We start from the raw sequence: 13347 nt of genomic DNA, 5'->3' as shown, positions 1-13347 counted from the left end.
TGACCCAGCGCTCTGTTGACCCAGCGCTCTGTTGACGCAGATGGGGCGGCTCAGCGGGGATGGGTGCAGGGAGAATCCGGTGACGTGGCCGTCCGGCGGCCGTCTCTGTCCGTCATCTTACGGACAGAACGCCGGACGGGCATATCGAGCCCGTCCGGCGTTCCCCTGCCTTGCTCTGACTCAGTCCTCGGCTCAGTCCTCGCTGGAGGCGCTCGGCAGCTTCGTCTGGATCAGGCCCATCACCGAGGCGTCGGTGAGCGTGGAGACATCGCCCAGCTCACGGTCCTCCGCGATGTCGCGCAGCAGCCGCCGCATGATCTTCCCGGACCGGGTCTTGGGCAGCTCTGCCACGGGCAGGACCCGCTTCGGCTTGGCGATCGGCCCGAGCACCGAGCCCACATGGTTCCGCAGCTCCGCCGAGAGGTCCGCCGACTCCTCCACCGTGCCGCGCAGGATCACGAAGGCCACGATCGACTGACCGGTCGTCTCGTCAGCGGCGCCGACGACCGCCGCCTCGGCGACGGCCGGGTGCGAGACGAGCGCGGACTCGACCTCGGTGGTCGAGATGTTGTGCCCGGACACCAGCATCACGTCGTCGACCCGGCCGAGCAGCCAGAGGTCGCCGTCGTTGTCCTTCTTCGCGCCGTCACCCGCGAAGTACTTGCCCTCGAAGCGCGACCAGTAGGTGTCGATGAAGCGCTGGTCGTCGCCCCAGACGGTACGGAGCATGGAGGGCCACGGCTCGGTCAGGACCAGATAGCCGCCGCCTCCGTCCGGCACCTCGCGACCCTCGTCGTCGACGACCGTCGCGGAGATACCCGGCAGCGCACGCTGTGCGGACCCCGGCTTGGTCTCCGTGACTCCGGGCAGCGGGGAGATCATCATCGCGCCGGTCTCGGTCTGCCACCAGGTGTCCACGATGGGGCACTTGTCGGCGCCGATGTTCTTCCGGTACCACATCCATGCCTCGGGGTTGATCGGCTCACCGACCGACCCGAGGACCCGCAGCGACGTCAGGTCGAACTTGGCGGGGATGTCGTCTCCCCACTTCATGAACGTACGGATCGCGGTCGGCGCCGTGTAGAGGATCGAGACGCCGTACTTCTGGACGATCTCCCAGAACCGGCCCTGGTGCGGGGTGTCCGGCGTGCCCTCGTAGATCACCTGGGTCGCACCGTTGGCCAGCGGCCCGTACACGATGTACGAGTGGCCGGTCACCCAGCCGATGTCGGCCGTGCACCAGTAGACGTCCGTCTCCGGCTTGAGGTCGAAGACCGCGTGGTGGGTGTAGGCCGCCTGGGTGAGGTAGCCGCCGGACGTGTGCAGGATGCCCTTCGGCTTACCCGTCGTGCCCGAGGTGTAGAGGATGAACAGCGGGTGCTCGGCGTCGAATGCCTCGGGGGTGTGCTCGGTGGACTGGCGCCCCACGAACTCGTCCCACCAGACGTCCCGGCCCTCGGTCCATGCCGTGTCCTGGCCCGTACGCCGCACGACGAGCACATGCTCGACCTGCGGGCACTTCGCCACCGCTTCGTCGATCGCGGGCTTCAGCGCGGAGGGCTTGCCGCGGCGGTAGCCACCGTCGGCGGTGATGACGAGCTTCGCGTCGGCGTCCTGGATACGGGAGGCGACGGCGTCGGCCGAGAACCCGCCGAACACCACCGAGTGCGCTGCCCCGACCCGGGCGCAGGCGAGCATGGCCACTACCGCTTCGGCGATCATCGGCAGGTAGACGGCGACCCGGTCACCCTTCACGACGCCCAGCTCGGTGAGGGCGTTCGCGGCCTGCGAGACCTCGTCCTTGAGCTGTGCGTAGGTGATCGACCGGCCATCGCCGGGCTCGCCCTCGAAGTGGATGGCGACACGGTCGCCGTTGCCGGCCTCGACGTGCCGGTCCACGCAGTTGTACGCGACGTTGAGCTCACCGTCGGCGAACCACTTCGCGAACGGCGGGTTCGACCAGTCGAGCGTCTCGGTGGGCTCGGTGGCCCAGGTCAGCCGCCGCGCCTGCTCGGCCCAGAAGCCCAGCCGGTCCGCTGCGGCCTGCTCGTACGCCGCCGCTGTGACGTTGGCGTTCGCGGCCAGCTCGGTGGGCGGCGCGAAGCGTCGCTCCTCCTTGAGCAGATTGGCCAAGCTTTCGTTGCTCACGAGATCGCCCTTTCGACAAAGCCTTGTGTCCCAGGTCTAGCTCATCAGCCCGTGAGCCACTCTGACAAGGCCTCACGCCAATCAATTGGTTTAGACCTCTACCCCCGGGGAGGGGCTGGGTATTCCTTCCGGCTCGGTCCGGGCGCGTATTTCCGGGCAGCTCAGCCAGTGAGGTGGACCTGCGGCCCCGTACTCTCCCTCCGTTCTCCTCTCTCTTCGGCGGGAGCCACCTGGGCGAAGACCCCGTCCCGCTCAGCGGAGTCGGTGAGCAGATAGGCCTGGGCCTCGCCGACGTGGAAGTACATACCGTGCAGCTCCAGCGTGCCCTCCGAGAGCCGGCGTGCGACCGACTCGTGCGCCCGTAGATGCTCCAGTTGCTGGATGACATTGGTCAGACAGAGCTGCTCCACCGCATCGGCCGGCATCCGCCCGGAGATCCGCGCCCATGCGTGATGACGGCTCAGCATCCGCTCCAGGCTGGGCTGCCCATGACGCAACCAGCGCCGGAGGGGTGTGCTCTCGCCGGGCCGGGGGCCGGGTCCGGCGGTCGGCCCGCAAGCTGCACGATGACCAGCGCCCGTGCCGGGGCGCCGGCCCGTGCCGGGGCGGGGACCCGTGCCGGAGCTGGCAGTGGCCGCGTCCGCGTCCTCGTCTTCGTCCTCCGCATCGTTCAGGAGTGCGGTCATGGCGCCGCAGCCCGAGTGCCCGCAGACGGTGATCGACTCGACCCGCAGGATGTCGACCGCGTACTCGATCGCCGCTGCCACCGAGTCGTCGGACCCCTCGGCGCCGGGCAGCGGTACGAGATTGCCCACGTTCCGCACGGTGAACAGGTCGCCGGGTCCGCTCGACGTGATCATGCTGGTCACCAACCGGGAATCCGCGCAGGTGAGGAAGAGCTGCGAAGGGCGCTGTCCTTCCCGGGCGAGACGCGCCAGTTCGTCCCGGACCAGGGGAGCGGTGTCCCGCTGGAACGAGCTCAGACCACTGGCCAGTTGGCGGCCCCCCGGCCGCTGGGCCGCCCCGGCCGCGGCGGACTCGACGGCGGCCGACGTGGCGGCGGATGAGCTGTCCCGGGCTGCCGGAGAGCGGGGTCCGGGGGAGCGGCCGGTGGTGTGGGACTTGGGGTTCTCCGGCGGGCCGGCCCGATATCCGGGATGTTCGGGGCTTACGGGGTTTACGGGACGTACGCGCGGTGGTGCGTGCCCGGGTGGTGGTGGTGGTGCGTGCACGGGACGGGCTGGGTGTCCTCCGCCCGGTACTGCCTGTGCGGCGCGTGCAGTGTGTACGGCGTGGGGAGCGGCCTGGTCTCCGGCACCGGGCGACGTCGAGCGGAGCGCCGTAACGGGAGGTGCCGCCCCGCCGTGCACGGGCGAACCGGCCGCGGGGACCGGGTGGCCGGAGCCCGCCGGGTCGGGCGCGCGGTCGTCGCAGTGGTGGTTGCGCCAGGGTGTCCAGGGGCGGCAGCAGGTGTGGGTGCCGGAAGGGGGCTCGGCGATCCGGCCGCCTTCTCGCCCGGTCACATCGACCGTGCCGCCCTGGGCAATGTGCGCCTCCTGCCAGTGCTGGAGCGTCTCGTACGCCGCGTGATCCATGAACGAGCCGTCCAGCTCCACCACCGCGTCCGCCCCGCCGGGGATCTGCGCGAGCGTCCGGCTCAGCCGGGGCACGGCCAGAAACGTCAACTGCCCGCGTACCCGCAACCGGTGGACGCCGCCCACCTGGTCGAGAGTGATCCTGGTCCTGGCCAGCCGGTGCAGCGCCACACCGACGGCGACGGCGATACCGACCGCCACCCCCTCCAGCACACCGAAGCCCACGACCCCGGCCACCGTGGCCCCGTACACTGGGAACTCCCGGTGTCTGTGGACGTTGCGGATGTGCGCGTAACTCACCATCTGGAGGCCGACCACCATCACCAGGGCGGCCAGCGCGGCGAGCGGCATCCACTCCAGGACGCCCACCAGCAGCCCCGCGGCGAGCAGCATCCATACACCGTGCAGCACGGTCGAGGCGCGGCCGGTGGCACCCGCCCGGACATTCGCCGTGCTGCGCACCGCTCCACCGGACACCGGCAGGCCGCCGAGCATTCCGGACACCGTGTTGGCGAGGCCCTGACCACGCAGTTCGCGGTCGAGGTCGGCGCGTCTTCCCGTGGCTCCGGGGCGGTCGGCGGTCAGTTTGTCCACGGCAACCGTCGACAGCAGTGATTCGAGGCTCGCCACCAGCATCACGGTGAACACGGCGCCGAGCAGACCGAGCACCGGGCCGTGCGGCAGCTCCGGCAGGGCGTGGGCCCGCCAGGACGGGAGGTCGACGCGTGCGATCCCGGGCGCGGCGACCGAGGCCAGGGCGGTGGCTGCCGCAACGGACGTGAGGGCGGCGGGGATTCTGCGCAGCGCCCGCCCCGTACGTCCGGGGATGCGCGGCCACAGCACCAGTACGGCGATGGTGAGCGCGCCGATCAGCGGTGCGGCCGGGGCCACGCGGGCGAACTGTCCTGGCAGAGCGAGGGCGTTGGCGATGGCCGAGCTCTGTGGTGTACCGCCGAGCACGATATGGAGTTGGGCGAGCGCGATGGCGACACCGATGCCGGCGAGCGTGCCGTGCACGATGGCCGGGGAGACCGCGAGCGCGCTGCGGGCGGCGCGCAGTGAGCTCAGGACCAGCTGGAGCAGGCCGGCGCCGACGGTGATGGCGCAGGTCGTGCGCCAGCCGTAGTCCTGGATGAGTCCGGCCGTCACGACAGTGAGTCCCGCTGAGGGGCCGCTGACCTGGAGGGTGGAGCCCCCGAGCAGTCCGGCCACGATGCCGCCGACGGCCGCCGCGAGCAGTCCCGCTTCGAGCGGGGCGCCGATGGCGACCGCGAGACCCAGGGACATCGGGACCGCGATCAGGAACACCGTGATCGAGGCGGACAGATCGGCACCGGAAATCCGGAAGCGGGGCCGGGGGCGGTCTCCGCCCGGAGGGGGCCCGTGCGGGGGGTGGACGCGAGTGGTGGGTGAACAGTCGGTAAGGGTGTTCTCCGTACGGGTGGGGACGTAGGCAGGCATGGTTCCCGTCTCCTCCGGGGCGGCGTGGTCACTGAACAGCGGTCACAGAACGGCGGTCACAGGGCGTCGGGGGCTAGGCGGGGCTTGGAGGGCGTGAGGGCGGCCTGGGGCGGGCTGTGGGGAGCGGCGGGCGGGAGCACGCTCATCAACCCTCGGTAAATGAATCGTAATGCAGAGTAAAGGCCAGGAATGGTCATAAGGTACATATGGGCGAGTGGTTCACCCGATCCGGTGAGGCGGCATAGATGAAACACACTCCAGTTCGATGAACGGAGGGACGTCTCCGGAGTGGAACGGAAAAGGGGGGGGTGGAGCGAGCCGTCCGCCCGCTCCACCCCCTCCCCTGGCTGTTCACCGGCTCCGGTTGCCGACTCCGGGTCGTCCCCGGACCGGAGGGAGCGTCAGGAGGCGGCGCTGACCTCGGCGTACCGCTCGCTGAGCACGAACGCGGGGTCGACCTGGGAAGCCAGATCGGCCCCCGTCCGCTCGTTGCCCCAGCTCTCCGCGTTCTTCAGATGGAAGTGCACCATCTGACGCGTGTAGCGCTCCCAGTCGCGATGCGCGTAGCTGTCCTCCGCGGTGTCCTGGAGCGACTGGAGCGCCAGACGGTTCTCCGCCTCCAGCATGTCGAAGTGCGGCGGGCGGCCCTTCTCCATTGCGCGGACCCAGTCGGAGTGGCCGACCGTGACGAGCAGGTCGTCGCCGACCTCGGCGCGCAGGAACTCCAGATCGTCCGCGTCGCGCACCTTGTTGCCGACGACCTTCAGCGCGACGCCGAAGTCCCGTGCGTACTCCTTGTACTGGCGGTACACGGAGATCCCCTTACGGGTCGGTTCGGCCACCAGGAATGTCATGTCGAACCGCGTGAACATGCCGGAGGCGAAGGAGTCGGAACCGGCCGTCATATCGACGACGATGAACTCCTCCGGGCCGTCGACCAGATGATTCAGGCAGAGCTCGACCGCGCCGACCTTGGAGTGGTAGCAGGAGACGCCGAGATCCGACTCGGTGAACGGCCCCGTCGCCATCAGTCTGATGTCGCCGTCGTCCAGTGCGACAGGGCGGGCGCACGCGTCGTAGACCGGATTGTCCTCCCGGATCCGCAGCAGCCGGGAGCCGGTGCCGGGCGGAGTTGTTTTGATCATGGTCTCGGCGGAGGTGATCCGCGGGTTGGTCCCGCGGAGGTACTCCTTGATCAGCGGGAGGTGCGCGCCCATCGCGGGCAGTGCGGCGGAGTCCGCGTCGTCGAGACCTAGTGCGGCACCGAGGTGCTGGTTGATGTCGGCGTCCACGGCGAGGACGGGGGCCTCGTTGGCGGCCAGGTGGCGGATGAAGAGAGAGGACAGCGTGGTCTTGCCGCTGCCGCCCTTCCCTACGAAAGCGATCTTCATGTTCACGAAGGGTAGCGGTGTGAATGCGGTGCGTGGGTAGCGCAAGTGAAGAAGACCACTCCAAGGTGGGGTGACTGCCATGGACGCGTAGCCTCGCTTCCTATGACTGCGTTCTCCCGGAAGGCCGCCGCCGGAGCCCCGGTGACTCCTCCAGAACACTCGGATCCTCTCGCCGCGCTGGGCCAGCTGCCGGGCGTCGGCGATGCTGTCGACTCGGTACGCAAAGCCGTCGACCGGGTCTACGGGCACCGCGTCATGAGACGGCGCAGCACCGAGGTGACGGGTGAGGCCGCCCTGCGCGCCTCGCGTGGATCGGCCACGCTGTCGGGTGCGGACTGGGCGCTGGAGGAGGTGCGCCGGCGGACCGATTTCGGTGGCGATCCCGAGGCGCTCACCGTCGGCGCGGCGCTCCGGCTCTCCGCGGAGGCGGGTCAACTGCTGTCCATCTGGAGGCAGTCGCCGCTGCGAGTACTGGCCCGGCTGCATCTGGTGGCGGCTGCGGACTCGGGCGACACGGTCGGCCGTCCGCGGCTGGCGGGCGAGAAGGCCGACGAGCCCCTGATCGAGCTGCCGCTGCCGGACGCCGACGAGGTGTCCGCCCGGCTTGAGGGGCTTTCGCAGCTGGTCATCGCGGGGAGCGCGGCTCCGGCGCTGGTGACCGCGGCCGTGGTGCACGGTGAACTGCTCGCGCTGCGGCCCTTCACTTCGTACAACGGTCTCGTCGCGCGGGCCGCCGAGCGGGTCGTGCTGATCAACAGCGGGCTCGACCCCAAGTCCATCTGCCCCGCGGAGGTGGGCCACGCGGAGCTGGGGCGCGCGGCGTACGTGGCTGCGCTGGACGGCTATGCGTCGGGAACCCCGGAGGGCATGGCCGCATGGATCATGCACTGCGGTCGCGCGGTCGAGCTGGGCGTCCGGGAGACGACTGCCGTGTGCGAGGCGCTTCAGCGCGGTGCTGCCTAGGTCCGCGGTGCTGCCCCGGTGTGTCGCGAGGCTGCCCGGGTCCGCGGCGTGCTGCCCGGGTCCGCGGTGCGCTGCCCGGGGCCGCGGCGCTGCCCGGGTACGTCACGGCGCTGCCTGAGGGGTGCGGTGCGGTCCGGGATTGAAGCCGTGCCGGTGAGGTGAGTCTGTCCGGCTCGTCCCGCGAAAATGCGGCGGCACCCGGAGGTGCCGCCGCTGGCACGTCCACCGAATTACCAGGCGTCCTCGAAATTTTGCCCATCAGGCCGGGAACTTCGCCCGTCAACCTGGTGTGGCTGGCCCGTAATCGACGGGTCGACGTCGCGTGGGTACTCAGTTTCCGTGCGCGGTCCGTGGGGCCTTCTGCGGTTTCAGGTGATCCTCGCGGATGTCCTTGGTCTCGCGGGCCGTTGACTCCTTTGTACTCCTCTTCGCGGGCCGAGGGGAAGGCCTCGCTCCACTTCTTTACTTTTACTGTCAAACCCGGGCAAAGGGCCCACGGCGGGCGGTGCTCCGGCCGCCCCTGTTCGCGTACCAGACGAGACCTGCCGTGGCTGCCGCGGCACCGATCGCGGCAGCGGCCACCAGTGCGGGTCGCGGGGGCATCCGCAGCGCGGGCAGTCGCTGCTTCAGTCGCACGGGCCGGTTGAAGACGAGAATCGGCCACTCCCGGGTCCCCGCTTCACGGCGCAGCGACCGGTCCGGGTTGACCGCGTGCGGGTGGCCGACCGACTCCAGCATGGGGATGTCGGTCACCGAGTCGCTGTACGCGTAACAGCGCGCCAGGTCGTACCCCTCGGAGGCGGCGAGTTCCCTCACGGCCTCCGCCTTGGTGGGACCGTAGGCGTAGTACTCCACCTCGCCGGTGAAGCACCCGTCGTCGCCCACCACCATGCGGGTGGCGACGACCCGGTCGGCGCCGAGGAGATCACCGATCGGCTCGACTACCTCGGCACCGGAGGTGGAGACGATCACCACATCGCGGCCTGCCGTGTGGTGCTCCTCGATGAGGGAAGCGGCCTCGTCGTAGATGATCGGGTCGATCAGATCGTGCAGGGTCTCGGCGACGATCTGCTTGACCTGCCGGACGTTCCAGCCCTTGCAGAGGGCGGAGAGATACTCGCGCATCCGCTCCATCTGGTCGTGATCCGCGCCACCGGCGAGGAATACGAACTGGGCGTACGCGGTGCGCAGTACGGCCCTGCGGTTGATCAGTCCGCCTTGATAGAAGGACTTGCTGAAGGTCAGCGTCGACGACTTGGCGATGACTGTCTTGTCGAGGTCAAAGAAGGCAGCGGTACGGGGCGACGAGTGGTTTTCCACAGCTCCGAGCATAGGTGCCCGCCATTCGGCTTACCCGGCGGCGCGTGGGTTTGCCTGAGAAGGCTCTCGGGTACACCATGGAAGTCACGGATCGTTCGCGACCGTGTTATCCCCGTCCGGCTCCTCCCCCCCCGAGTCGGACGTGGGGACGACCCCAGCTCTCCCCCCCGGCTGGGGTCGTCGCATGTCCGGACACGTTTTCGGGCGTGCACTCCCTGTCGGCAGCGGCTCAGCGGTCATCTGCGGCACTCTCCTCCGGTCGGCTGTGACGGTCCTCAGTACTGAATACGCATGACGCTCCGTAGTCGTTGCACTCCTCTCCGGAAGTCACCGATAAGGGTGGGGGAGATATTCACAACCAGTGAGTTGTCCACAGTTTTCGAGCAAGATCCACTTAATTTCCCGGGTCCCTGCACGGTGATTCCCATCGCGAAGTCGGCGGCCGTTCGCCACGGCTTCGCGGCACCAGGGAATCACTGTCAGAGGGAGGCGGGATCGTGGCTGGATCCATCACACCTGATCGACCGCCGGCGGCCGAGAGGCGCCGGGGGGGACCGCTGATCGTCACTGAGGACGCGGCTCTCCTCGACGATCTGCTGCGGCTGTGCGCCGCGGCCGGGGCCGAGCCGGAAGTCCATCACGGGGTGCCCGAGCACAAGGGCGGCTGGGAGGGCGCACCGCTGATCCTCGTGGGGGACGACGCCGCTGCCCGGGTCCGTGGGAGCACCCGCAGACCCGGGGTGTATCTGGTGGGGAGGGACCAGGACGACCCCGGTGTCTGGCAGCGGGCCGTCGAGATCGGGGCAGAGTACGTGCTGCGGCTGCCGGATGCCGAGAGCTGGCTCGTGGAGCGGATCGCGGATGTGGCCGAGGGCGCCGGGGACCAGGCGCTCACGGTCGGAGTGATCGGCGGCCGGGGCGGGGCCGGGGCATCCACCCTGGCGTGTGCGCTCGCCGTGACCGCGGCCCGGAGCGGTCTGCGCACTGTGCTCATCGACGGGGATCCGCTGGGCGGCGGACTCGATGTGCTGCTCGGCGGTGAACACGCACCGGGCAGAAGGTGGCCGGATTTCGCCCGTTCAAAAGGGCGGGTCGCCGGGAGCGCGCTGGAGGAATCCCTGCCGCGACTGCACGGGCTGCGCGTCCTCAGCTGGGACCGGACGGATGCGGTGGTGATCGCACCGGAGTCGATGCGGGCCGTCCTGGCGGCCGCGCGCAGGGGCGGCGGAGCGGTGGTCGTGGATCTGCCCCGGCGGGTCGACGAAGGGGTCGCGGAAGCGCTCGCCCAGCTCGATCTCGGCCTTCTGGTGGTGCCGGGTGAGCTCCGGGCGGTCGCTGCCGCGGCCAGGGTGGCTTCCATGGCCGGGATGGTCCTCCAGGACCTGCGGGCGGTGGTTCGCGGGCCCTATGCGCCGGGGCTGGACGAGGAATGGGTCGCTCAGGCGCTGAAGCTGCCCCTCGCGGGCGAACTGCCGCCGGAGGAAGGGCTGCTCGCCGCCCAGGGCGGCGGCGCTCCGCCGGGTGGCCGGGCCAAGGGACCGCTGGCCCGATTCAGTACGGCGTTCTGGGCGCAGGCCCTGGCCGGGCGAGGTGTCTCATGAGTACGGCGGCCATGTCCGCCGGGGCGCCGTCCTGCGCCGGCACGCCGCCACTCCTCGACGCCGTACGGCAGCGCCTCGCGGAGAGCGGGGCCGAGCCCACACCGGCACGGGTGGCAGCGGCGCTGCGCGCCCAGGGGCGGCTGCTGGGGGACGCGGAAGTGCTCGGGCACGCGGAGGAGTTGCGGTCCGAACTCGTGGGCTCCGGAAGGCTGGAGGCGCTGCTGGCTGATCCCGCGGTGACCGATGTGCTGGTCGCCGGGCCGGACCGGGTGTGGGTCGACCGCGGCACCGGACTCGAACTGACCGATGTGGCCTTCCCCGACGCCGCCGCGGTGCGCCGGCTGGCACAGCGGCTCGCCGCGGTGGCCGGGCGGCGCCTCGACGATGCCAGGCCCTGGGTGGACGCCCGGCTGCCGGACGGGACGCGGATGCATGCGGTGCTTGAACCGGTGGCCGTCGGGTCGGCCTGCCTCTCGTTGCGGGTGGTGCGGCCGAAGGCCTTCACCCTTGAGGAACTGGTGGCGGCGGGGACCGTCCCGCCGGGCGGTGACGCGGTGCTGCGGGCGCTGATCGATGCCCGGCTTTCCTTCCTGGTCAGTGGGGGCACGGGCTCGGGCAAGACGACGCTCCTCTCGTCCCTGCTGGGCCTGGTCGGGCCGGCCGAGCGGATTGTGCTGGCGGAGGACTCCTCGGAGTTGAGGCCCGAGCACCCGCATGTGGTGCGGCTGGAGTCGCGCCCGCCGAACCAGGAGGGGGCGGGCCGGGTGACCCTGCGGGATCTGGTCCGCCAGGCACTGCGGATGCGGCCCGACCGGCTGGTGGTGGGCGAGGTGCGCGGCGCCGAGGTCACCGAGCTGCTGGCCGCGCTGAACACAGGTCATGAAGGAGGCTGTGGAACTCTGCACGCGAATGCCGCAGCCGATGTCCCTGCCCGTCTCGAAGCGCTCGGGACGGCGGCGGGGCTCGACCGGGCCGCCCTGCACAGCCAATTGGCTGCGGCGCTTGCGGTCGTGGTGCATCTCGTACGGGATCGGTGCGGGCTGCGCCGGGTCGCCGAGGTGCATGTGCTGGACCGGGACGCGACGGGACTGGTGATGACCGTGCCCGCGCTGCGCTGGGGCGCTGAGGGCTTCACCCAGGGGCGCGGATGGCCCCGGCTGCGGGCCATGATCGGGGGCGCGTCATGACGGCTCTCGTCTTTGTGACGGTGCTCTGTGCGGGTGCGGCCCTCTGCATGCTGGCCGCGCAGGAGCGGGGGCTGCGCAGGGGGCGGATGCTGTTCGCCGGCGGTCCGGGGGCGGGCGCGCACGCGTGGAGCGGTCGGCTCCGCGGCCGGGTGCGTGGCCGTCTGCGGCCGGAGTGGCTCTGCCTTGTGGTGGCCGGAGTCGTCGCGGTACTGGGCGGATCGGTGCTGCCGCTACTGGCGGGGGGAGTGGCTGTGCCCCTGGTGGGGCGGCGGTTGCGGGCGGCGGCTGCGGCCCGTGACCGGCTGGCGCGGACCGACGCGGTGATCTCACTCTGTGGGGCGGTGGCCGCCGAACTGCGGGCCGGGAAGCAGCCCGGAGAGGCGTTGCTGGCTGCGGGACGGGGATCGGGCGCTCTGGGTACGGCGGAGGCCGCGGTGCTGGCAGCGGCGCGGTTCGGTGGAGATGTGCCGGAGGCTCTCCGGAGTGCGGCCCGGGAGCCGGGCGCTGCGGGACTGCGAGGTGCTGCCGCTTGCTGGCGGGTGTCCGTGGACGGGGGCGCCGGCCTGGCGGCCGGACTCGAAGGGCTGGAGGGCGCGCTGCGCGCCGAACGGGACGAACGAGTCGGCCTGCGCGCCGAATTGGCCGGGGCGAGGTCGACGGTGCTTGTCCTCGCTTTGCTTCCGGCGGGAGGGCTGCTGCTCGGCACCGCTCTCGGTGCCGATCCGCTGTGGACGCTGCTGCACACTCCGGCGGGGCTGTGCTGTCTGCTCGCGGGCGGGGTGCTGGAGAGCGCGGGGTTCTTCTGGGCAGGGCGGATCGTGCGGGCGGGGGAGGGGCTGTGACCGGGGCCGCGCACAGCGCTGTCATGGCGGGGGAGGTTGTCCACAGGCTGGGGGCAGTGCTGTGCGCCGTGGCTGTGGCAGCCCGACTGGGCCTTGCCTGGACCGGGCGGCGGCATGAACGCCTGTCCCGCAAGCGGGCCACCGCGCTGCTGGCCGCGACACCGGAAAGGCCGGCGCGACGCCCTGCCTACCGGGTGTGGGCTGCCCGGTGGGGCGCTCCGCTGGCCGCAGTGGCCACCTGCTGTGTCCTGGTCGGCGGGTGGAGCGGATGTGCGCTCGGCCTTGCCGCCGGGTACGGGGTGCGGTGCTGGCGGCGAAGGCGTTCTTCCTCCGAAGCCGACGAGACCCTGATGAGGTCGGCGGCACGTGAACTGCCTCTCGCCGCCGAGTTGCTGGCGGCATGCATCGCTGCCGGCGCCGGACCCCGCGAGGCGGCCGAGGCGGTCGGGGAATCACTGGGCGGGCCGGTCGGCGACGCGCTGGCCCGTGCGGCGGCAGAGCTGCGGCTCGGCAGTGAACCTGCCGCGGCCTGGGGGCGGTTCGGTTCGATACCGGGGGCGCCGGGGCTGGCCCGCTGCCTGGAGCGGGCCGCGTCGACCGGTGCCCCTGCCGCCGATTCGGTCGCCCGGCTCGCCGCGGGGCTCAGAGCCGACCGGGCCAGGGCGGCCAAGGAAAGGGCCGGCCGGGCGGGCGTTCTGATCACCGGGCCTGTTGGTCTCTGCTTCCTGCCTGCCTTCCTGGCGGTCGGAGTGGTGCCCGTGGTGATCGGACTGGCGGGCCATCTGCTGAAGGCGAGCTGACGAACTCGTCCGAGAGCGAGAGGAACTAGCGAGAGACCT

General features: G+C 71.0%; 9 protein-coding genes. 5 read left to right on the top strand and 4 right to left on the bottom strand.

Annotation, left to right across the window (positions count from 1 at the left end; all coding sequences use genetic code 11):
• Positions 1–192: 192 nt before the first annotated feature.
• The 3 genes from acs to ACWGKJ_RS09460 form a co-directional block, all read right to left on the bottom strand.
• Positions 193–2148 (bottom strand): acetate--CoA ligase, encoded by a 1956-nt coding sequence (gene acs, locus ACWGKJ_RS09470; protein ID WP_385024335.1) that lies wholly within the window; start codon positions 2146–2148, stop codon positions 193–195.
• A gap of 161 nt (positions 2149–2309) precedes the next feature.
• Entirely contained in the window at positions 2310–5204 is a 2895-nt protein-coding gene (locus ACWGKJ_RS09465; protein WP_385024337.1) for a bifunctional SulP family inorganic anion transporter/carbonic anhydrase, read from the bottom strand.
• Between the two features lie 401 nt (positions 5205–5605).
• The gene (locus ACWGKJ_RS09460) at positions 5606–6595 is read right to left on the bottom strand and encodes an ATP-binding protein (protein WP_385024339.1); all 990 of its coding nucleotides are present in this window, start codon (positions 6593–6595) and stop codon (positions 5606–5608) included.
• A gap of 102 nt (positions 6596–6697) precedes the next feature.
• Between ACWGKJ_RS09460 and ACWGKJ_RS09455 the strand changes: the two genes are divergently transcribed.
• The gene (locus ACWGKJ_RS09455; RefSeq protein WP_385024341.1) at positions 6698–7558 is read left to right on the top strand and encodes a Fic family protein; all 861 of its coding nucleotides are present in this window, start codon (positions 6698–6700) and stop codon (positions 7556–7558) included.
• Between the two features lie 474 nt (positions 7559–8032).
• Here ACWGKJ_RS09455 and ACWGKJ_RS09450 read toward each other — a convergent pair whose 3' ends face one another.
• Positions 8033–8890: an HAD family hydrolase gene (locus ACWGKJ_RS09450; RefSeq protein WP_453315698.1), complete on the bottom strand. Its 858-nt coding sequence runs from the start codon at positions 8888–8890 to the stop codon at positions 8033–8035.
• 485 nt (positions 8891–9375) lie between these two features.
• On the opposite strand from ACWGKJ_RS09450, the gene ssd reads away from it, so the two are divergent.
• Genes ssd through ACWGKJ_RS09430 form a run of 4 tightly spaced genes read left to right on the top strand, consistent with a single transcriptional unit; the run spans position 9376 to position 13308 of the window.
• On the top strand, positions 9376–10479 hold the full coding sequence (gene ssd, locus ACWGKJ_RS09445; RefSeq protein ID WP_385024347.1) for a septum site-determining protein Ssd: 1104 nt from the start codon (positions 9376–9378) through the stop codon (positions 10477–10479).
• Positions 10476–11666 carry a TadA family conjugal transfer-associated ATPase gene (locus ACWGKJ_RS09440; RefSeq protein ID WP_385024349.1) on the top strand — a complete coding sequence of 397 codons (1191 nt, stop codon included), beginning with the start codon at positions 10476–10478 and terminating at the stop codon, positions 11664–11666. The genes ssd and ACWGKJ_RS09440 overlap by 4 nt, the downstream gene beginning before the upstream one ends.
• On the top strand, positions 11663–12508 hold the full coding sequence (locus tag ACWGKJ_RS09435) for a type II secretion system F family protein (RefSeq protein ID WP_385024351.1): 846 nt from the start codon (positions 11663–11665) through the stop codon (positions 12506–12508). Before ACWGKJ_RS09440 ends, ACWGKJ_RS09435 begins: the two co-directional genes overlap by 4 nt.
• A gap of 23 nt (positions 12509–12531) precedes the next feature.
• Positions 12532–13308 carry a type II secretion system F family protein gene (locus ACWGKJ_RS09430; protein WP_385024353.1) on the top strand — a complete coding sequence of 259 codons (777 nt, stop codon included), beginning with the start codon at positions 12532–12534 and terminating at the stop codon, positions 13306–13308.
• The last annotated feature ends 39 nt before the right edge of the window (positions 13309–13347 follow it).

This window comes from Streptomyces sp. NPDC054757 (assembly GCF_053612185.1).
This window is presented reverse-complemented; position numbering and strand designations above follow the sequence as displayed.